Source organism: Cellulosimicrobium cellulans, assembly GCF_016921195.1.
GTDB lineage: Bacteria > Actinomycetota > Actinomycetes > Actinomycetales > Cellulomonadaceae > Cellulosimicrobium > Cellulosimicrobium cellulans_F.
Window position 1 is genome coordinate 546,264 of the sequence record NZ_JAFGYF010000001.1, and the last position, 19,073, is coordinate 565,336.

Consider the following 19,073-nt stretch of genomic DNA (forward strand, 5'->3'; position numbering starts at 1 on the left):
CCCGGTCGGCGGGCCGGGGAGGTGGCCTCCCGCCCCCGATCCACCAGGAGCCCGCCGTGACCGGACCTCAGACCGATCCCGCCCCTGCGCCCGGTGCGCCTCGGCACCTCGTCGTCGTCGGCGGCGGCATGGTGGCGCAGCGGCTCGTCGAGGCGCTGCGCGCGCGCGACACCGACGGCGCGTGGCGCGTCTCGCTCTTCGCCGAGGAGCCGCGCAAGCCGTACGACCGCGTCGCGCTGACGAGCTACTTCTCGGCCCGCGACGCCGAGGAGCTCACGCTCGGCGACCCGGCCCTGTGGGACGACCCGTTGGTCACGCTGCACCGCGACTGCGCGGTGACGTCGATCGACCGTGAGGCGCAGACCGTCACCGACCGGCTCGGACGCGTGCACGCGTACGACGAGCTCGTCCTCGCGACGGGGTCGAGCGCCGCGATGCCGCCCATCCCGGGCAACGACCTCCCCGGCGTGTTCGTCTACCGCACGATCGACGACGTCGCGGCGCTGCGCGGGTGGGTCGAGGAGAAGCGCCGGACCGCCACGACCGAGGGCGGCTGGGAGCGGCCGGTGCGCGGCGCGGTGATCGGCGGCGGCCTCCTGGGCCTCGAGGCGGCGGGCGCGCTCAAGGCCCTCGGCGCGCAGGCGACCGTCATCCAGTTCGGCACGCACCTGATGGACGCCCAGATCGACCTGGGCGGCGGCGAGGCGCTCAAGCGCCTCATCAACGGCATGGGCATCGCGGTCCGGTGCAGCACCGGGACCAAGGAGATGAAGGTCTCCCGCAGGACCGGGCACGTGGGCCGGCTCGACTTCGCCGACGGCGGCCGGCTCGACGTGGACGTCGTCGTGGTCGCGACGGGCGTGCGGCCGCGCGACGAGCTCGCCCGCGCGGCGGGGCTCGCGATCGGGGAGCGCGGCGGCGCCGTCGTCGACCTCGCGTGCCGCACCGAGGACGAGCACGTGTGGGCCGTGGGCGAGGTCGCGTGCATCGAGGGGCGGTGCATCGGCCTGGTCGCGCCCGGCTACGCGATGGCGGAGGTCGTCGCGGACCGCCTGCTCGGCGGCGAGGCGACGTTCCCCGGAGCGGACACGGCGACCAAGCTCAAGCTGCAGGGCGTCGACGTCGCAAGCTTCGGCGACGCGCACGGTCGCACGGAGGGCGCCATGGAGCTCGTCTGGGCCGACCCGGTCGCGGGCGTCTACAAGAAGCTCGTGCTGTCCGACGACGCGCGCACGCTCCTGGGCGGCGTGTTCGTCGGCGACGCCGCGCCGTACGCGTCGCTGCGGCCGATGCTGGGCACGGAGCTCCCGGGCGACCCGGGGCTGTTCCTGCTCCCCGAGGGGTCCGGGAGCGGGGCGCCGAGCCTCGAGCTCCCCGACGACGCCACGGTCTGCTCGTGCAACAACGTCAGCGCGGGCACGATCCGCGGCGCGGTGACCGAGCACGGGTGCGCCGACCTCGCGGGCGTCAAGGCGTGCACGCGCGCGGGGACGAGCTGCGGGTCGTGCCTGCCGCTCGTCAAGAAGATCACGACGACCGAGCTAGCCCGCGCCGGCGTCGAGGTCTCCAGTGCGCTGTGCGAGCACTTCGACCTCTCGCGCGCGCAGCTCTTCGACGCGGTGCGCGTCGCGGACCTGCACACGTTCAGCGAGATCGTCGGGCGGTTCGGCAGGGTGCCCGAGCCCGTGACCGACACGCAGGGCGCCGTGCTCGTCCGCGACGCCGGGCGCGGCTGCGACATCTGCAAGCCCACCATCGCGTCGATCCTCGCGTCGCTCGGCAACGGGCACATCCTCGACGGCGAGCAGGCGACGCTCCAGGACACCAACGACCACGTCATGGCGAACCTGCAGAAGGACGGCACGTACTCCGTCGTCCCGCGCATCCCCGGCGGCGAGATCACGCCCGACGGGCTGCTCGTCATCGGCCAGGTCGCCAAGGACTTCGGGCTCTACACGAAGATCACGGGCGGCCAGCGCATCGACATGTTCGGCGCGCGCATCGAGCAGCTCCCGCACATCTGGCGCCGGCTGGTCGAGCACGGGTTCGAGTCCGGGCACGCCTACGGCAAGTCGCTGCGCACGGTGAAGTCGTGCGTGGGGTCCACGTGGTGCCGGTTCGGCGTGCAGGACTCGGTGGGCATGGCGGTCGAGCTCGAGCTGCGGTACCGCGGCCTGCGCTCGCCGCACAAGCTCAAGCTCGGTGTCTCCGGGTGCGCGCGCGAGTGCGCCGAGGCGCGCGGCAAGGACGTCGGCGTCATCGCGACGGACAAGGGCTGGAACGTCTACGTCGGCGGGAACGGCGGGTTCACGCCGCGGCACGCCCAGCTCCTCGCCGAGGACCTCGACGACGAGTCGCTCGTCCGGACCGTCGACCGCTTCCTCATGTACTACATCCGCACGGCCGACCGCCTCCAGCGCACGGCCGCGTGGGTCGAGGACTACGAGGGCGGCCTGGACGCGATCCGCGAGGTGGTCGTCGAGGACTCGCTCGGCATCGGCGCCGACCTCGACGCCGCGATGGCCCGCCACGTCGGCGACTACGAGGACGAGTGGCGCGCGGTCCTCGAGGACCCGGAGAAGCTGCGCCGCTTCGGCTCGTTCGTCAACGCGCCCGCCGAGCCCGACCCCGACCTCGCGTACGTCACCGAGCGCGGCCAGATCCGGCCCGCGACGGCCGACGAGCGCGCCGCTCTCGAGGAGGCCCGCGCCGCGGGTCTCGCCACCGTCCCCGCCGGCCCCGTGGTGATCGCCGGCACGACCCTGGAGGTCCGTCGATGAGCGTCGTGTCAGCAGAGCAGGTTGCGCACTCCGTGGAGACGGCGGACGCGCTGGGGTGGGAGCGCGTGTGCCTCCTGCGCGACCTCCTCGTCGAGCGCGGCGCCGCCGCCCTCGTCGGTGGGGTGCAGGTCGCGCTGTTCCGCCTCCCCGACGACACGGTGCGCGTCGTGCAGCAGCGCGACCCGTACTCCGGCGCGAACGTCATGTCGCGCGGCATCGTCGGCACGCGCGGGGGAGTGCCCACGGTCGCCGGACCCATGTACAAGCAGGTCTTCGACCTCGCGACCGGTCGGTGCCTCGAGGCCGCCGGGTACGTGCCCGTCCAGGGCCTCGCCCCGGACCTGGCGACGTGGCCCGTCGAGGTGCGCGACGGCGTCGTCCACGTGGGGGACCGTCCCGTGGCCCACCCGGACACCCCCGCGGACGGTGCGTCATGACGACGCTCCTGGGCCTGGACCTCGCCGGTCGCACGGTCCTCGTGGCCGGGGGCGGTCCCGTCGCGGCCCGCCGCGCGCGGGCGATGGCCGACGACGGCGCGCACGTCCGCGTCGTCGCGCCCCAGATCTGCGAGGACCTGCGCGACCTCGTCACCGCCGCGCTCCACGCCCCGCTCCTCGCGCCGTCGTCCGCCCAGCGGCAGCCCGACGGCGGTGCAGGGCCGGGCGGCCGCGTCACCTGGGCGCCGCGCGAGGTCCGCGAGTCGGACGTCGAGGACGCGTGGCTCGTGCTCGCCGCGACGGACGACTCGGGGACCAACCGCGACGTCGCCGCATGGGCGGCGGCGCGCCGCACCTGGTGCGTCAACGCCGGCGCGGCGCACGAGGGCACTGCGCGCACGCCCGCGACGACCCACAGCGGCGACGTGCTCGTCGGGGTCGTCACGGACGTCCCCCCACGCCGTCCGTCAGCGGACGGTCGCGCTCGGGAGCGACGAGCGGCCGACGACGCGGCCGAGCGGCGCGGCGCCGACCCGCGGCGGGCCCGCGCCGTCCGCGACGCGATCGCCGAGCACCTGCGTTCCGGCGGCGCCGACCAACGGCGCCACCGGCCGGCCGACGGCGGGCTCGGGCGCGTGACGCTCGTCGGCGGAGGCCCGGGCGCCGTCGACCTGCTCACCGTCCGAGGGCGCCGGGTGCTCGCGGAGGCGGACGTCGTCGTCGCGGACCGGCTCGGACCCGTCGACGTGCTCGACGAGCTCGCGCCCGGGGTCGAGGTGATCGACGTCGGCAAGACGCCCGGGAACCACCCCGTGCCGCAGCACGAGATCAACGCGATCCTCGTGGAGCAGGCGCAGCGCGGTCGTCGCGTCGTGCGGCTCAAGGGCGGCGACCCGTTCGTCTATGGTCGCGGCGGCGAGGAGGTCGTCGCGTGCCGGGAGGCCGGCGTGCCGGTCGACGTCGTGCCGGGGGTGTCCAGCGCGCTGAGCGTGCCGGCGCTCGCGGGCATCCCGCTCACGCACCGGGGGACGGTCGCCGCGTTCCACGTCATCAGCGGGCACGACGGGCTCGATGCCGCCGCGCTCGCCGGGGTGCGCGACCGCACGGCTACGCTGGTGGTCCTCATGGGTGTCTCGCAGCTCGCACGCATCACGGCCCAGGCCCTCGGCGCCGGGGCCGACCCCGCGCTGCCCGTCGCGATCGTGGAGAGCGGCTCGACGCCGCGCCAGCGCGTCACGCGGGCCTCGCTCGGCGAGGTCGTCGAGCGTGCCGCCCAGGTCGGGGTCCGGGCCCCGGCCATCATCGTGGTGGGGGACGTCGCCGCGGAGGGACGGCTCGACCCGGCGACGGTCGCGTGAGCGGCACCGGCAGCACCGAGATCGACCCGCCCGTCGCGACGTCGGCCCACGGAGGGGCGGTCTCGGACGCACCGGTCGACGGCGCGTCCGGTCCCGACGGGGAGCGCCCCGCCCTCGGTCAGGTCATGGCCGGCTGCACGGTGCTCGTCACGGCCGACCGCCGCAAGAGCGAGCTCGCCGCCGCCCTGCAGCGCCGGGGCGCCGAGGTCCGCCACGCGCCCGCGCTGAGCATGATCCCGCACGCCGACGACGAGCGGCTCCTCGCGGGGACGCGCGACCTCGTCGAGCACCCGCCGGACGTCGTCGTCGTCACGACGGGCATCGGCTTCCGGTCGTGGGTCGAGGCCGCGGACGCGCACGGCCTCGCGGACCGCCTGCTCGAGGTGCTCGCCGACGCGCGGATCGTCGCGCGCGGGCCCAAGGCGCGCGGCGCGATCCAGGCCGCCGGGCTCACGGCAGACTGGGTCGCCGAGTCCGAGACGTCGGCGGAGATCGCCGACGTGCTGCTCGGCGAGGGCGTCGCCGGGTTGCGCATCGCCGTCCAGCACCACGGCGCCGGGGCCGACGGCCTCGACGTCGTGTTCGCCGAGGCGGGCGCCGAGGTCGCGAGCCTCGTCGTCTACCGCTGGGGGCCGCCGCCCGACCCCGAGGCGCTGCGCGCGTCCGTCGAGGCCGCGGCCGTCGGCGAGATCGACGCCGTCGTGTTCACCTCCGCGCCCGGTGCCGAGGCGTGGCTGAGCGCCGCCGAGGAGCACGGCGTGGGCCGCCTCGTCGTGTCGCGGTTCCAGGACGGGTCGATGGTCGCGGCGGCGGTCGGGCCGATCACGGCGAAGCCGCTCGAGCACCGCGGCGTCACCCCGCTCCAGCCCGAGCGCGGGCGCCTCGGCGCGCTCGTGCGCACGCTCGTCGCGCACTACGAGCAGGCCGAGACCCTCGCGCTGGCGACCGTCGCGGGCGTGCTCCAGATCCGCTCGCGCGTCGCCGTGCTCGACGGCGAGGTGCTGCCCCTCTCGCCCAGCAGCCTCGAGGTGCTGCGCCTGCTCGCCGCGCGCCGCGGTGACGTCGTCACGCGCGACGACGTGCTCGACGTCCTGCCCGGCGACTCGCGCGACCCGCACGCCGCCGAGGTCGCCGTCGCCCGTCTGCGCGAGGCGACCGGCCGGCGCGACCTCGTCAAGACCGTCGTCAAGCGCGGATACCGATTGGAGCTCGCATGAGCGCGGAGATCGTGGCCTCTCCCTCGGGAGCGTCGTCGGACTCATCGTCGGGGGACGTGGGCCGCACGACGCCCGCGTCCGTGCTCATCGGGTGCTCCCACGGCACGAGCGACCTCGCCGGCCGTGACGTGATCCGCGCACTGCTCGACGACGTCCGCGCCGCACGGCCCGACCTCGACGTGCGCGAGGCGTTCGTCGACGTGCAGCAGCCCGAGGTCGCGGACGTCGTGACGTCGGTCGTCGCTCCTGCGGCGACGGAGGACCCGGACGGTTCCGCGCCGGACGCCGGGGAACCCGGGGACGCGGTCGTCGTGCCGCTGCTGCTCTCCGGCGGGTTCCACGTGAGCGTCGACGTCGCGGCGGCGGTCGAGGACCGCGGTCCCGGCACCGGTCGCGCCGCCGCGTCCACCCCCCTCGGGCCGGACCCTCGCCTCGTGGACCTGCTCGCCGAGCGGCTCGCCGACGTCGGCCTGCGCCCGGAGGACGCCGTCGTGGTCGCCGCCGCCGGCTCGAGCCGCCCGGGAGCCGCCCGCGACGTCGAGGAGCTCGCCGCGGGCCTGCGCGAGCGCGTGCCCGGCCCGGTGACGGTCGGCTACGGCGCCATGGCCGAGCCCTCCGTGCCCGACGCCGTCGCCGCCGCCCGCGCCGACCTCGCCCCGGGCGGGCGCGTCGTCGTCGCGGCCTACCTCCTCGCGCCGGGGTTCTTCTACGACCGCGTCCTCGAGGCCGGCGGCGACGTCGTCACCGCCCCGCTCGCCCCCGACGCCCGCCTCACCGCGATCGTCCTCGACCGCTACGCCACCGCCGCGGCCACCCTCGCTCAGCCGAGGTAGTACCGAGGTCGGCCGAGGGAGAACCCCTGGTCTCGCGAGATGGAACCGCGGCCCCGCGAAGGAGAACCGTGGTCTCGCGAGGTAGAACCGCGGTTCTATCTCGCGGGACCGCGGTTCTCCTTCGACCGACCACGGTTCTACCTCGGCCGACACGGGTTCCTTCTCACGCGACCGGGGCTCTACCTCGTGAGGGTCGGACGGGTGCGGGGGGCCAGGAGGGCGACGCCCGCCGCGAGCAGCACCGTGACGCCGAAGCAGACGACGTACGACGCGAGGCCGAGCGTCGGGTGCAGGGCCCACAGGAGCGAGCCTGTGACGGCGAGCGCGGTCGCGGCGGCGACGGCGTCGGACACCTGGAGCGCCGACGAGTTGGCGCCCTGCTCGGCGACGGGCGAGAGCTCGAGCGTCAGCACCGACAGCGTCGGGTGGGTCATGCCCATGCCGAGCCCCGCGAGGGTCCACGCGACCATGCCGACGACGGGCGGGACGGCGGTCCACGCGAGCAGCGCCGCGCCGCCGATGCCGAGCGCGACGAGCGTCCCGCCGAGGCGCACGTACCCGGCGTGCTGGAGCCCCCAGGTCGCGCGACCGCGCAGCCAGGACCCCGTCGACCAGCCGACGGCGCCGAACGTCAGCACGGCGCCCGCGAGCGACGGCGCAAGGCCCCGCTCGTGCGAGAGCAGGAGCGGGAGCAGCACCTCGGCGCCGGTGAAGGCGGCGGCGACGAGGCCGCGGATCGCGATGACGCTCGGCAAGCCACGCGCGGCACGGGTCGTGCCGGGAGGCAGGAGTCGCGGGACGGCGAGCGCGACGGCCGCGAGCGCGGCGACGAGCAGCAGCACGAGCCCGGTGCCGCGGAGCTGGCCCGCGTAGTTGAGCGCCCCGATCCCGACGGCGGCCACGACGGCCCAGGCGAGCGAGGCCTGGCGCGCGGTCCGGTCGAGGGGCGACTCGGCGTCGGCGGTCCCGTGCGGAGGGAGGTCGTCCGACGAGGACTGGAGGTCGTCGGAGACGCGGGACGAGGCGTCCGGGGCCGAGCCGCGGGCGGCGCGCATGCCGGGCCGCATGAGGATCAGTGCCGGGACGGCGAGGACCGGGACCGCGAGGAAGACCCACCGCCAGCCGACGTGCTCCACGACCAGCCCGGCGATGGCGGGGCCGACGATGGACGGGATCACCCACGCCGCGGCGAACGCGGCGAAGACCTTCGGCCGCCGGTCGGTGGGGAACACGCGCGCGACGAGCACGTAGAGCGCGACGATGTAGAGGCCCGTCCCGACGCCCTGGAGCACGCGGCCGGCGACGAGGACCAGCATGTCCTGCGCGAGCCCCGCCACCAGCAGGCCGGCGAGGAAGAGCCCGATGCCCGTCCACAGCGGCGTCGTCGGGCCCGCGCGGTCGCTCCAGCGGCCGGACGCGACCATGCCCACGACGCTCGACGCGAGCGACGCGGCGAACGCGAGCGTGTAGAGGGTGAGGCCGTCGAGCTCGACGGCGACGGTCGGCATGGCGGTGGCGACGGCGAGCGCCTCGAACGCGCCGAGGAACACGAACGCGACCATGCCGAACAGGACGGTGCGCTGCGTCCCGGGGGAGAGCGTGCCCGTGTGGGGCGCGTCGGGGGTGCCGTGCACCGGCGCGTCGGCGTCGGTGCGGGGGTCCGCCGTCATACGAGAACGACCTTTCCGGTGGTGGCGCGCGCTTCGAGCTCGCGGTGGGCGCGCGCTGCCTCCGCGAGGGGTACCTGGTGCGTGACGACGTGCCACGTCCCGTCCGCCGCGAGCGCGAGCGCGCGCTCCTGCAGGTCGAACAGGTCTCCCCAGGGTCGGGCCCGGGGTCCCACGGCCCACCGTACGTCGCGCGCGGCCGTCCCCGCCCTGGAATTCATGACGTCCTCGGCGTCGTGGTCGACGTCACCGGCGCGGTTCGGCGTGCCCGACGACCACCCGAAGAGCACGAGCCGCCCGTTCGGGGCGACGAGCGCGGCGGCGTCCGTCCCCGCGTCCCCGCCGACGCCGTCGAGCAGGACGGTCGCCCCGGCCGGGGCGTGCTGCGCGACGGCGGCCCGCGCCTCGCTCTGCCAGCCGTCGGTCCGGTAGTCGACGACCGCGAGCCGTTCGGCGCGCGACTCCCCGGCGAGCGTGCGCACGAGCGCGACCTTCTCCGGGCCGCCCGCGAGCGCGACGACCCGCGCCCCGGCCGCGAGCGCGCTCTGCACGAGGAGCGTGCCGAGCCCGCCGCCCGCGGCGGTGACGAGCACGGTGTCGGCCGCCGTGAGCTCGGCGAGGTCGAGGATGCCGACGGCGGTGCGGCCGGTCCCGATCATGGCGATCGCGTCGGGTGCGGTGACGTGGTCGGGGATGCGGTGCAGCGCGCCGACGGGGACGACGGCGAGCCGCGCGTACCCACCCCCGTCGGGCGTGGCGCCGAGGTGGGCGGCGACGCGGCGTCCGCGCCACGCGGCGTCGACCGAGGGTCCGACGGCGGCGACGACCCCGGCGACCTCGCGTCCGGGGATCGTCGGGAGCGCGGGGAGCGGGAGGGGGCCGCCCGCGGCCTCGCCTCGGCGCAGGGTCGTGTCGAGCAGGTGGACGCCGTGCGCACGGACGGCGACGAGCACCTGGCCCGGCCCGGGGACGGGGTCGGGCACCTGGTCGAGGACGAGGTTCTCGGGCGGTCCGAACGCGTGCAGGCGGATGGCGTCCACGGGTGCTCCTCACGTCGGGGTCGGCGTCGGCACGGGGCCTCGCCGGGGCGGCGGCACGCGTCCCGGTCCGGGCGCGCCCTGCTAGTCTCGAACCTCAACAATTGTTGAGGTCAAGCCACCGCGGCACGTCCCCGTCGCGACCGTCCCGAGAGGAGCCCGCGTGCCCGACGACGCCCCGTCCCCGAGCGACGAGCTCACCGTCGGCCAGCTCGCCGCGCGCAGCGGCGTCGCGGTGTCCGCGCTGCACTTCTACGAGCGCGAGGGGCTCATCACGAGCCGCCGGACCCCGGGGAACCAGCGACGTTTCGCGCGCGAGACCCTGCGCCGCGTCGCGTTCGTGCGCGCGTCGCAGCGCGTCGGCATCCCGCTCGCCCGCATCCGCGACGCGCTCGCGACGCTCCCCGGCGACCGGACGCCCACCGCCAAGGACTGGCACCGCCTCTCGGCGGGGTGGCACGCGGACCTCGACGCGCGCATCGAGCAGCTCACGCGCCTGCGCGACCACCTGACGGACTGCATCGGCTGCGGGTGCCTGTCGCTGCGCAAGTGCGTGCTCGTCAACCCGCACGACGCGCTCGCCGACGAGGGCCCCGGCCCGCGGACCCTGCTCGTGGAGGGGATCGAGGACTGAGCGCCGGGAGTCAGCCCGGCGCGAGCAGCGACCCGAAGCTCGGGCGGTGGCGCAGCGCGAACCCCAGCCGCTCGTACACACCGATCGCGCCGACGTTCTGGGCCGCGGCGTGCAGGAACGCGCGGTCGCCCCGCTCCTGCACGTGGAACGCGACGTCGCGCACGAGGCGGGAGGCGAGGCCACGACCGCGGTGGTCCGGGTCGGTCGTCACGGCGCTGATCTCCGTCCAGCCGGCGGGGTGCAGGCGCTCGCCCGCCATCGCGACGAGCCGGCCGGCGTCGTCCCGGAACCCGACGTAGCGCCCGAGCAGGTAGGTGCGGGCCTCGAACGGTCCCGGGCGGCTGCGCTCGACGAGCGCGAGCATGTGCGGCACGTCGGCCGCGCCGAGCACGACGGCGTCCGGGTCGGGACGGGTGACCAGGCGCTCGGTCTCGACGAGCTGGACCCCCTCCACGCGGGCCTCGAGCGTCCAGCCCTCCGGCGGCTCGACCCCGACGGGCGGCGCGGAGAAGCGGCCGCCCGGCCCGACGAGCGCGGCGATGGCGTCCCAGACCCCGGGCTCGTCCCACGAGCGCACGCCCGTGATGGGCGAGACGTCGACCGGGTAGCGCCGCGCGAGGTCGTCGCCCTCGGCGAGGTGCGCGTGGGCGCCGGTGAGGGCGCTCCAGGACGGGTTGTCGAGAGCAGCGTCGTCCACGCCGGTGGCGTGGCGCTGCGTGGTCGTCGCGGTCATCGTGCTCCTCCTCGCCCCGGTCTCCCGGGGGCCCTGGCGTCGTCACGGTCGTCCGGCCGTGCGGGTCCTCCGGGGCGAACGCACGCGAGCGCGCCCTTCTTCCGGGGCCCCCGGCGGGGCGGGCCCTGCCCGCCGTGGAGCGGGCGTCGCGCAGGGCCCCGACCGTCACCAGTTCTTGGTGCCGCTCCCGCTGCCGTCGCCCGGGTCGGTGCCCGTCCCGGGCTGGTCGCCGTAGAGGTCGCGGTACTCCTGCTCGAGACGCTCCTGCTCCTCGCGCGCCTCCGAGCCCTGCTGCTCGAGCTCCTCCTGGCGCTGCTGCTCCTCGCGCTCGGCCTGGCTCTGCTGGTCCTCGCCCTCGGACCCCTCGCCCCCCGAGGCCTCGGACTGCTCGTCGCCCTCGGAGCCGTCGCCCTCCTGCGTGTCCCCGCCGCCCTGGTTCTCCGGCTGCGAGTCCTGCGCCTGCTGCTGCTTGTCCTGGAGGCGCTGCCGGGCGGCCTCGTCCTGCTCCTCCTGCTCGGGGGTCTGCTCGGACTCCCCGCAGTCGGGCCAGCCGCGGATCTGCTCCGCGGTCGCGTACTCCTGCTCGGCGTACTCGTACCAGTCCTGGACGTCCTGGCGCAGCTCCTCCGGGTCGGGCTCCTCGCTCCCGTCGCCGTACGGGTCGAGGATCTCCTCGTCGTACGGCAGCCCCGCGTCGCGGGCGGCGATGGCCTCCTCGACGAGCGCGAGCTCCGCCGCCTTGCCGTCCGCGTACGCCATGTCTCGGTCGCCCTGGATCTCGTACGCGAGCGAGAGGTTCGTCTGGATCATGCAGCGTTCCTCGGGGCTCTCGTGCTCCGCGAGGTCGTACGCGCGGTCGAGGGACGTGATCGCGTCGTACAGCGCCCACGAGTCCTCGGACCGGGCGAGCGCCGTCCCGTGGTTGTAGTGCGCCTTCCACGGCTCGACGATGTTGAAGACCCGCTGGATCCCGTAGTAGTCCGCCGCGGTCGTCGCCTCTCCGCCGTCGTAGCGGTCCTTGGCCGTGGCGGCGACCGGCGCGAGGAGCGTGAGCTTGACCCCGACGACGAGGAGCGCGAGCACGAGAGGCAGCGTCCCGACGAGCCACCAGGTGCGCCGGCGCAGCCGCGCGGCGCGGAGCGCGGCGACACCCGTGGGGCGCGGCTTCCGCCGCCCCGTCGGGGGCATGGGGGGAGGGGTCCAGGTCATCGCCGGACCTCCACCGCGTCCGCCGTGAGGGCGCCCGACGGCGGTCGCTCGCCGTCGCCCTGCCCGCCCGGCTGCCGTGCGCCCGGGTCGCGCGCGGGTCCCCCGGTCGCCGGCGGCCGGGACGTCGTCGGGCGCACGAGCGAGCGGCTGGCCGAGCGCGACCAGAACCATGCCTCGAGGCCGAGCAGCGCGACGAGCACGAGCGCGAACGGCCAGACCACGGGGCGGTACGCCGTGACGTCGCGTCGTCCGTCGGCCGCGACCTGCTGCGGGTCCACGCCCGCGACGAGCGACGCCGTCTCGGACGGCTCCTGCCGGTGCACGTACGGCACGCCGAGCTGGTCCGCGAGCGCGGTGAGCGACTCCTCGTCGAGCACGGACAGCGCCTCGACGGGCTCGCCGTCGTCGCTCGGCTGCGACCAGTCGATGATGTACTCCGCGTCCTCGGGGTCCACGTCGGGGTCGTACTCCTTCATGCGCCCGCCCTCGGGCGTGCCGTAGCCGAGCACGGCACCGCCGTCGACGAGCGGGGCCAGCTCGGCGAACGAGCGCGGCTCGCCCTCCGCCGTCTGCTCCCCGTCGGTGAGGAAGAAGACGAGGCGCACGTTCGCGGGGTGCTGCTCGGCGGACCCCTGGAGCGCGGACCGCAGCTCGTCGAGGGGCCGGTCCGTGAGCGAGCCCTGCGAGTACCGCGTGATCTCGCGGTTGAAGGTCTCCGCCCACGACGTGATCGCGCGCGCGTCGGTCGTCAGGGGCAGCTGGCGCGACGCCTGCGAGTCGAACGAGATGATCGAGTAGCGCGCGCCGGGGATCGCCTCGGTGAGGCTCGTGATGTCGTGCCGCACGCCGTCGAGCCGCTCCTGGCCGCCCTCGGGCCCGTAGTCCTCGGCCGCCATCGAGCCCGTGCGGTCGACGACGAAGAACATGTCGACGTTCGCGACCGACGTGTCGCGGTCCGTCGACGCGACCGACGGCGCGAGCCCGATGATCCCGAGCAGCACCACCGCGCCGGCGCGGCGCAGCCACGCCGCGCGCGGGGCGCCCGGGCGCGGGACGCCGTCGGGGCCGGGGCGTCCGGCCACGACCGCCTGCCACACCGTGAGGCCGAGCAGCGGCAGGACGAGCAGCGTGAGCGCCCACACGGGCACGAGCGGCTGGAGCGTCAGTCCGGCGAGGTTCATCGGCCCGTCACTCCTTCACCCGCCACGCGACGACGAGCAGCAGCGCGACGCCGAGGACCGCGACGAGGAACCAGCCCGCGGGCCGGTCCGTGACGATCACCTCGGGCGACGCGTCGAGCTCGACGGCCTGCTGCGCGACGACGTCGTCCACCATGCCCTGCACCGCGGCCGGGTCGTCGGCGAGGAAGTAGAGCCCGCCGCCGTCCTCGACCGTGCTGCGGTACTCGGTCTCCTCGGGCGTGCCCTCGTAGCGCTGCGACCCGCCGAAGATCCCGTGCAGCGTGATGTCGCGCGACGCGACGAGGTCGGCCGCCTGGGGCAGCGTGTAGATCGGCTCGCCGGAGACGTAGTTGTCGGTCGCGAGGATGATCGAGCGCGAGCGCTCGGTGTCCTCCGCGTCGAACTGGAGCGCGCAGCTCGCGAGCCCGTCGCCGATGAGGCTCGCGCCGGAGAGGTTCGCGGTCGTGCCCGCGGTGAACTGCGCGTACTCCAGGATCTCGGCGTCGTCGGACCCGCCCGTGTAGTCGAACGTGGAGGGGTCCTTGTCGAGCGCGTCGATCCCGGCCTGGAGCTCCTCCTGCACGAGCGTGTAGTCGTCGGTGAGCGGAAAGACGGTGCGCGACGAGGAGTTGAAGATCGACAGCGCGATCCGCTCGCCCTCGAAGTTGTCCACGAGCTCCTGGAACACCTTGAGCACCGCGCCGTCGTACTCGATCATCGAGCCCGACACGTCCAGGCACAGCACGATGTCGCGCGTGCCGAGCCGGTCGACGACGACGTCCGTCTCGACCGGACGCGCCGCCACCGCCCCGGCGCCGACGACCGCGACGAGCAGTCCCGCCGCCGTCAGGCCCTGGAGCACGCGGTACCGCCGCACCCACGCCGCGAACGCGGGCACGCGAGCGAGGTACTCGGAGTTCGCGACCCAGAGCACGTCCTCGTCGGTGTCGCTGGCCCGGCGCCGCCGGGCGAGCCACCAGGCGACCGCACCCGCGGCGAGGACCGCGACGACGAGCGCGCCCCACAGCCACGGCCACAGGATCGACGAGCCCTGCGGCCCGGGGACGACGGCGGTGCTCGTCGCGAGCGCGTTCCTCACCATCCGCGCACCACCGATCGCGCGCGGTCGATCGAGTCCTCGGCGTCGGTCGCGCGGGCCGCCGGGTCGTTGTCGTGGTCCGCGAACGACGGCCGGTAGTAGCGCGCGATGAGCTGCGTGAGGCGCCCGGCCTCGCTGAGCTGCTGGATCTCCGAGAGCGTCATGGACGACGCGTCCTGGCCCAGCCGGCCCGTGGCGAAGCCCCGCATCTCGGCGGAGAGCGCGAGGTGCAGCGTGCGCTCGTCGAGCTCGCCCGCGCGGAACCGCTCCGCGACGGCGTCCAGCCGCCGCTCGTACTCGGCGCGCAGCGACGCGTAGGGGTCGTACGGGCCGGTGGGGAGCAGGGGTGCGGGCGGCGGCGCGGCCTTCTCCGCCGCGCTCGCGCGCGTCAGCCAGACGACCAGGAACACGACGGCGGCCGCCGCGAGGATCAGCGCGATCCCCAGGACGGTCCACCACCCCGAGTAGCCCACGGGGTCGACGAGCTCATCGACGGGCACGCTTCTGCCTCCCCAGGAGCTCGACGAACCGCTGCACCACGTCGTCCGACCCCTCGACGAGCACGCCCTCGACCTGGAGGCTGCGCAGCCGCTCCGCGACCTCGGCCCGGCGCGCGGCGAGGGCCTGGGCCGCGGACTCGGCGAGCGCGGCCCGGCCGCGCAGGAACGCCGGCAGGCGCAGCGTCCCGTCGACGTCCGCGACGTCGCCGGTGGCGTGCCGCCCCGCGCCCGCGCCGACGGGGGAGAGGTCCGCGACCTGGACGACCATGACCTCGTGGCGCACGCGCAGCGACCGCAGGAGCTGCTCGTGCTCGGCGGCGGGTCGCGCCTCGTCGGTCACGACCACGATCAGCGAGCGGCGCCGGAAGGCGGAGCGGGCGCGGTCGAGCGGCCGCGTCAGGTCGCTCGGCGGCGCGTCGGGCCGCCACAGGTCCTCGACGGTCCGCAGCAGCACCTCGAGGTCGCGCGTGCTGGCGCGCGGCGGGAGCTGGGAAAGACGCTCGGCGTCCCCCGCGACGAGCGCGACCCGGTCGCCCCGGTCGCGCGCGAGGTAGGCCACGAGGGCGCAGCAGAAGCCCGCGACCTCCGCCTTGGTCTCGCCGCTCGGGGCGGTCGCGCCCATCGTGCGGCCGGTGTCGACGACGAGCACGAGGTTGAGGTTCGACTCGCGCACGAACCGGCGGATGATCGGCAGTCCGGCGCGCGCCGACGACTTCCAGTCGATGTCCCCGACGTCCTCGCCCGGCGCGTACAGGTGCAGGTCGTCGAAGTCCTGGCCGTGCCCCTTGAAGACCGACCGGTGCCGTCCCTCGAGCAGGCCGGACGCCCGGCGCGCGACCGGGAGGTCGAGCCGGGCCCTGACCTGGGCGAGACGGGAGACGTCGGGCACGTGGTGCTCTCTCGGGAGGGTGCGGGGGTCGCTCAGGGCGTCGGGACGGCGTCGAACACCGCGTCCACGAGCTGCTCCGGCGGCACGTTGTTGGCGAGCGCGTCGAACGTGCGCACGAGGCGGTGCCGCAGCACCGAGTAGCGCACCGCCTTGATGTCGTCCGGGATGACGTACGCGCGGCCCGCGAGGATCGCGAGCGCCTGGCCCACGCGCATGAGCGCGATGCCCCCACGCGGCGACGCGCCCACGCGCACGTGGCGGTCGAGGCCGGGGATCGGGCGCGGGCCGGAGAACCGCGTCGTGTTGATGAGGTCGACGACGTAGCGCTTGATGGAGTCGTCCACGTACACGTCGTCGACCAGGCCGCGCAGGAAGCGCACGTCGTCGAGCGAGATCGGCTGCGCCGTGAGGGGTTGCGTCATCTGACCGGTCGCGATGCGCTGGAGGATCTCGAGCTCCTGCGGCGGCGTCGGGTAGGTGAGCACCTCCTTCATGAGGAAGCGGTCCATCTGGGCCTCGGGGAGCACGTACGTGCCCTCCTCCTCGATGGGGTTCTGCGTCGCGAGCACCATGAACGGGTCCGGCAGCGCGAAGTTCTCCCCGCCGATCGACGTCTGCTTCTCCTGCATCGCCTCGAGCATCGCCGACTGCGTCTTGGCCGACGAGCGGTTGATCTCGTCGAGCAGCACGACGTTGGCGTGCACCGGGCCGAGCTGCGTCGTGAACTCGCCGGTCGCGTAGTTGAAGATCTGCGTGCCGACGATGTCGTTCGGCATGAGGTCGGGCGTGCACTGGATGCGGTGGAACGAGCCGTCGACCGCCGCGGCGAGCGTCTGCGCCGCCGTCGTCTTGGCGAGCCCCGGCACGGACTCGAGGAGGATGTGGCCGCCCGCGAGGAGCGAGCTGACGAGCGCCGTGCGCAGCGCGTCCTGGCCGACGACGCGCTGGTCGAAGACCTGGCCGACGCGCTTGAGCAGGTGGCTCGCGCGGTCGAGGTCCTGCGTCGAGATGCTGCCGTGCCCTGCGGCCATCGATCGTCCTCCGGGTCGTGCGTGGGTCGTGCGGGTGTGGTCCCGTGCGCGGCCGGAAGGGTGGACGAGTCGTCTCCGGCCCCCGGCGAACCCGGCCCAGTATGCCAGCGGGACCCCCGCCGGACCCGGCGCCGCCCACAGGTCCGGGTGGGGAGAGGTACCCACCCGTTCCGCGCACGGGCGCCACCAGGGCCCCCGGGTCGTCCACAGGCGATGACCGACGGGGCCCGCGCGCTCGATACCCTGGACCGGTGACCACGACTGCCCTGCGCCGCGCGCCGTCGGACGCCCGACCCGCGAACCCGTGGTGGCTCGTCCTCGCCGGACCGTTCGCGGTCGTCGTCGCCGTCGTCGCCGTGCTCGCCGCCGGCGCGTTCTCGGCCGCGTTCACCGTCCCGGCCGGCTTCCCCGACCCGGGTGCGCTCGCGCGCCTCGGCACCCCGGTCGTCACGGTCCTCACCGAGCTCTCCGTCGCGCTGACGCTCGGCTCGCTCGTCCTCGCGGCGTGCGTGCTGCCGGCCGGGACGCCGGTCCGCAAGGCGCTCGGGGTCGCGGGCGCGGCGGCCGCGACGTGGGCCGTGCTGTCGGTCGTGCAGGTCGTGCTGCGCTACTCCTCGATCTCGAGCACGCCCGTCACGGGCCCGACGTTCGGCGACCAGCTCGGCCTCTTCGTCTCGCAGGTCAGCCTGGGTCGCAACTACCTCGCGATCGTCGTGGTCGCGGCGCTGACGTCCGCCGCCGCGCTCGCGGTGCGCAGCGCGACGGGCGCGATGTGGACGGCCGCGCTCGCGCTCGTCGCGATCGCGATGCAGGCCAACACGGGTCACGCCGCGGGAGCGGTGAGCCACGAGCTCGCCGTCTCCTCGATGTTCCTCCACCTGGCCGGCGCGGCGCTGTGGGTCGGTGGCCTGGGGACGCTCGCCGTCGTACGCGTGCGCGGCGGGCTGGGTCGTGCGGACTTCGCGGCGTCCGTCGCGCGGTACTCCGCGATCGCGCTGTGGTGCTACGTCGCCGTCGCCGTCTCCGGGATCGCGAACGCGAGCATCCGCGTCGACACGCTCGCGGGACTCACCACCGACTACGGCATCCTCCTGCTCACCAAGCTCGCGCTCCTGCTCGTCCTGGGCGCCGTCGGGTTCGCGCACCGCGAGCTCGTCGTGCGACGGCTCGCCGGCCCGACGGCGGTCGCGCGGGCGGGCGCCGACCGTGCGTCGGCGAAGGGGTCGCCGAAGGTCGCCGCGAAGGGCTCGAAGAGCTCGTCGGGCAAGTCCACGCAGGGGGTGACGTCGTCGTCCACGGGCGCGAGGGGTGCCGCCGCGGAGGGCACGCGCTGGCTGTTCTGGCGCCTGGTCGCGGTCGAGCTCGCGATCATGGGCGCGGTGTCCGGCGTCGCCGTCGCGCTCGGGTCGACCGCACCGCCGGTGCCGCAGGAGGAGCCGCTCGACAGCTCCGCCGCGTACCAGGTGACCGGGCACGCGCTGCCCCCCGAGCCGACGCTGGCGCGCTGGTTCACCGAGTGGCGCTGGGACCTGCTGCCCGCGTTCGCGTGCGTCGCGGCGCTCGTCGTCTACCTGGGGTGGGTGCGCCGGCTCGCGAAGCGCGGCGACTCGTGGTCGGTGGGCCGCACGGTCTCGTGGTGCATCGGCATCCTCATCCTCTTCTGGGTGACCTCGGGTGGGCCCGCCATGTACGGGCACGTGCTGTTCAGCGCGCACATGGTCCAGCACATGATCCTCGCGATGGTCGTGCCGATCTTCCTCGTGCTCGCGGCGCCGGTGACGCTGCTCGTGCGGGCCGTCCCACCGCGCAAGGACGGGTCGCGCGGGCCGCGCGAGTGGGCGCTCGCGGTCGTGACGTCCCGCGTGGGCCAGTTCTTCGCCAACCCGATCGTCGCCGCGGTGAACTTCGCCGGCTCGATGATCGTCTTCTACTACACGCCGGCGTTCGAGTACGCCCTGACGACGTACGCCGGGCACCTCGCGATGCTCGCGCACTTCACGCTCGCGGGGTACCTGTTCGCCAACGCGCTCGTCGGGATCGACCCCGGCCCGCACCGGCCGCCCTACCCGCAGCGCCTGCTCCTGCTCTTCGCGACTATGGCGTTCCACGCCTTCTTCGGCGTCTCGCTGACGTCGGGCGAGGTGCTCCTCGTGCCGGAGTGGTTCGGCCTGCTCGGCCGCGAGTGGGGCCCGAGCGCCATCGCCGACCAGCAGCGCGGGGGCGGCGTCGCCTGGGGCATCGGCGAGCTCCCGACGCTGATCCTCGCCATCGTCGTCGCGGTCATGTGGACGCGCTCGGACGAGCGCGAGGCCAAGCGTCGCGACCGTCAGGCCGACCGCGACGGCGACGCCGAGCTTCAGGAGTACAACGCCATGCTCGCCGAGATGTCGAAGCGCGACGACTGACTGACACCGCCCGCGCCGCCGAGCGCGACCTTGCGGTCGGCCTCGGGCCGATCACGAGCAGCC

16 protein-coding genes are annotated in these 19,073 nt (G+C 75.2%); 7 read left to right on the top strand and 9 right to left on the bottom strand.

Features of this window, described 5'->3' with window-relative positions:
• Nucleotides 1–56: 56 nt before the first annotated feature.
• The 5 genes from nirB (at nucleotide 57) to JN535_RS02365 (ending at nucleotide 6,625) form a co-directional block, all read left to right on the top strand.
• Entirely contained in the window at nucleotides 57–2,780 is a 2,724-nt protein-coding gene (nirB, locus tag JN535_RS02345) for a nitrite reductase large subunit NirB (RefSeq protein ID WP_307868109.1), read from the top strand.
• On the top strand, nucleotides 2,777–3,217 hold the full coding sequence (gene nirD / locus JN535_RS02350; protein WP_205201618.1) for a nitrite reductase small subunit NirD: 441 nt from the start codon (nucleotides 2,777–2,779) through the stop codon (nucleotides 3,215–3,217). The genes nirB and nirD overlap by 4 nt, the downstream gene beginning before the upstream one ends.
• Nucleotides 3,214–4,575 carry a uroporphyrinogen-III C-methyltransferase gene (gene cobA / locus JN535_RS02355; RefSeq protein WP_205201620.1) on the top strand — a complete coding sequence of 454 codons (1,362 nt, stop codon included), beginning with the start codon at nucleotides 3,214–3,216 and terminating at the stop codon, nucleotides 4,573–4,575. Before nirD ends, cobA begins: the two co-directional genes overlap by 4 nt.
• A 125-nt stretch (nucleotides 4,576–4,700) precedes the next feature.
• Nucleotides 4,701–5,792 (top strand): uroporphyrinogen-III synthase, encoded by a 1,092-nt coding sequence (locus tag JN535_RS02360; protein WP_205202985.1) that lies wholly within the window; start codon nucleotides 4,701–4,703, stop codon nucleotides 5,790–5,792.
• Nucleotides 5,789–6,625, top strand: a complete 837-nt coding sequence (locus tag JN535_RS02365; RefSeq protein ID WP_205201622.1) for a sirohydrochlorin chelatase — start codon at nucleotides 5,789–5,791, stop codon at nucleotides 6,623–6,625. The genes JN535_RS02360 and JN535_RS02365 overlap by 4 nt, the downstream gene beginning before the upstream one ends.
• Nucleotides 6,626–6,804: 179 nt before the next feature.
• Here JN535_RS02365 and JN535_RS02370 read toward each other — a convergent pair whose 3' ends face one another.
• Nucleotides 6,805–8,295: an MFS transporter gene (locus tag JN535_RS02370; RefSeq protein ID WP_205201624.1), complete on the bottom strand. Its 1,491-nt coding sequence runs from the start codon at nucleotides 8,293–8,295 to the stop codon at nucleotides 6,805–6,807.
• A complete protein-coding gene (locus JN535_RS02375) occupies nucleotides 8,292–9,332 on the bottom strand; it encodes an alcohol dehydrogenase catalytic domain-containing protein (RefSeq protein WP_205201626.1) in 1,041 nt (346 codons plus the stop codon). The genes JN535_RS02370 and JN535_RS02375 overlap by 4 nt, the downstream gene beginning before the upstream one ends.
• Before the next feature lie 160 nt (nucleotides 9,333–9,492).
• Between JN535_RS02375 and soxR the strand changes: the two genes are divergently transcribed.
• A complete protein-coding gene (soxR, locus tag JN535_RS02380) occupies nucleotides 9,493–9,963 on the top strand; it encodes a redox-sensitive transcriptional activator SoxR (protein ID WP_205201628.1) in 471 nt (156 codons plus the stop codon).
• 10 nt (nucleotides 9,964–9,973) lie between these two features.
• Here soxR and JN535_RS02385 read toward each other — a convergent pair whose 3' ends face one another.
• The 7 genes from JN535_RS02385 to JN535_RS02415 all read right to left on the bottom strand — a co-directional run bounded on the left by JN535_RS02385 (nucleotide 9,974) and on the right by JN535_RS02415 (nucleotide 16,605).
• Nucleotides 9,974–10,696 carry a GNAT family N-acetyltransferase gene (locus tag JN535_RS02385; protein WP_205201630.1) on the bottom strand — a complete coding sequence of 241 codons (723 nt, stop codon included), beginning with the start codon at nucleotides 10,694–10,696 and terminating at the stop codon, nucleotides 9,974–9,976.
• 165 nt (nucleotides 10,697–10,861) lie between these two features.
• Nucleotides 10,862–11,905, bottom strand: a complete 1,044-nt coding sequence (locus JN535_RS02390) for a hypothetical protein (protein WP_205201632.1) — start codon at nucleotides 11,903–11,905, stop codon at nucleotides 10,862–10,864.
• The gene (locus JN535_RS02395; protein ID WP_205201634.1) at nucleotides 11,902–13,086 is read right to left on the bottom strand and encodes a vWA domain-containing protein; all 1,185 of its coding nucleotides are present in this window, start codon (nucleotides 13,084–13,086) and stop codon (nucleotides 11,902–11,904) included. Before JN535_RS02395 ends, JN535_RS02390 begins: the two co-directional genes overlap by 4 nt.
• A gap of 7 nt (nucleotides 13,087–13,093) precedes the next feature.
• The gene (locus tag JN535_RS02400; protein ID WP_205201636.1) at nucleotides 13,094–14,188 is read right to left on the bottom strand and encodes a vWA domain-containing protein; all 1,095 of its coding nucleotides are present in this window, start codon (nucleotides 14,186–14,188) and stop codon (nucleotides 13,094–13,096) included.
• Entirely contained in the window at nucleotides 14,182–14,685 is a 504-nt protein-coding gene (locus JN535_RS02405) for a hypothetical protein (protein ID WP_205201645.1), read from the bottom strand. Before JN535_RS02405 ends, JN535_RS02400 begins: the two co-directional genes overlap by 7 nt.
• Nucleotides 14,672–15,574, bottom strand: coding sequence for a DUF58 domain-containing protein (locus JN535_RS02410; RefSeq protein WP_205201655.1), 903 nt, complete (start codon nucleotides 15,572–15,574; stop codon nucleotides 14,672–14,674). The genes JN535_RS02405 and JN535_RS02410 overlap by 14 nt, the downstream gene beginning before the upstream one ends.
• 32 nt (nucleotides 15,575–15,606) lie before the next feature.
• A complete protein-coding gene (locus tag JN535_RS02415) occupies nucleotides 15,607–16,605 on the bottom strand; it encodes an AAA family ATPase (RefSeq protein ID WP_205201657.1) in 999 nt (332 codons plus the stop codon).
• Nucleotides 16,606–16,856: 251 nt separating this feature from the next.
• Here JN535_RS02415 and JN535_RS02420 point away from each other — a divergent pair, with 251 nt between their 5' ends.
• Complete coding sequence (locus JN535_RS02420; RefSeq protein ID WP_307868114.1) at nucleotides 16,857–19,010, top strand: cytochrome c oxidase assembly protein; 2,154 nt, start codon at nucleotides 16,857–16,859, stop codon at nucleotides 19,008–19,010.
• Nucleotides 19,011–19,073 lie beyond the last annotated feature (63 nt).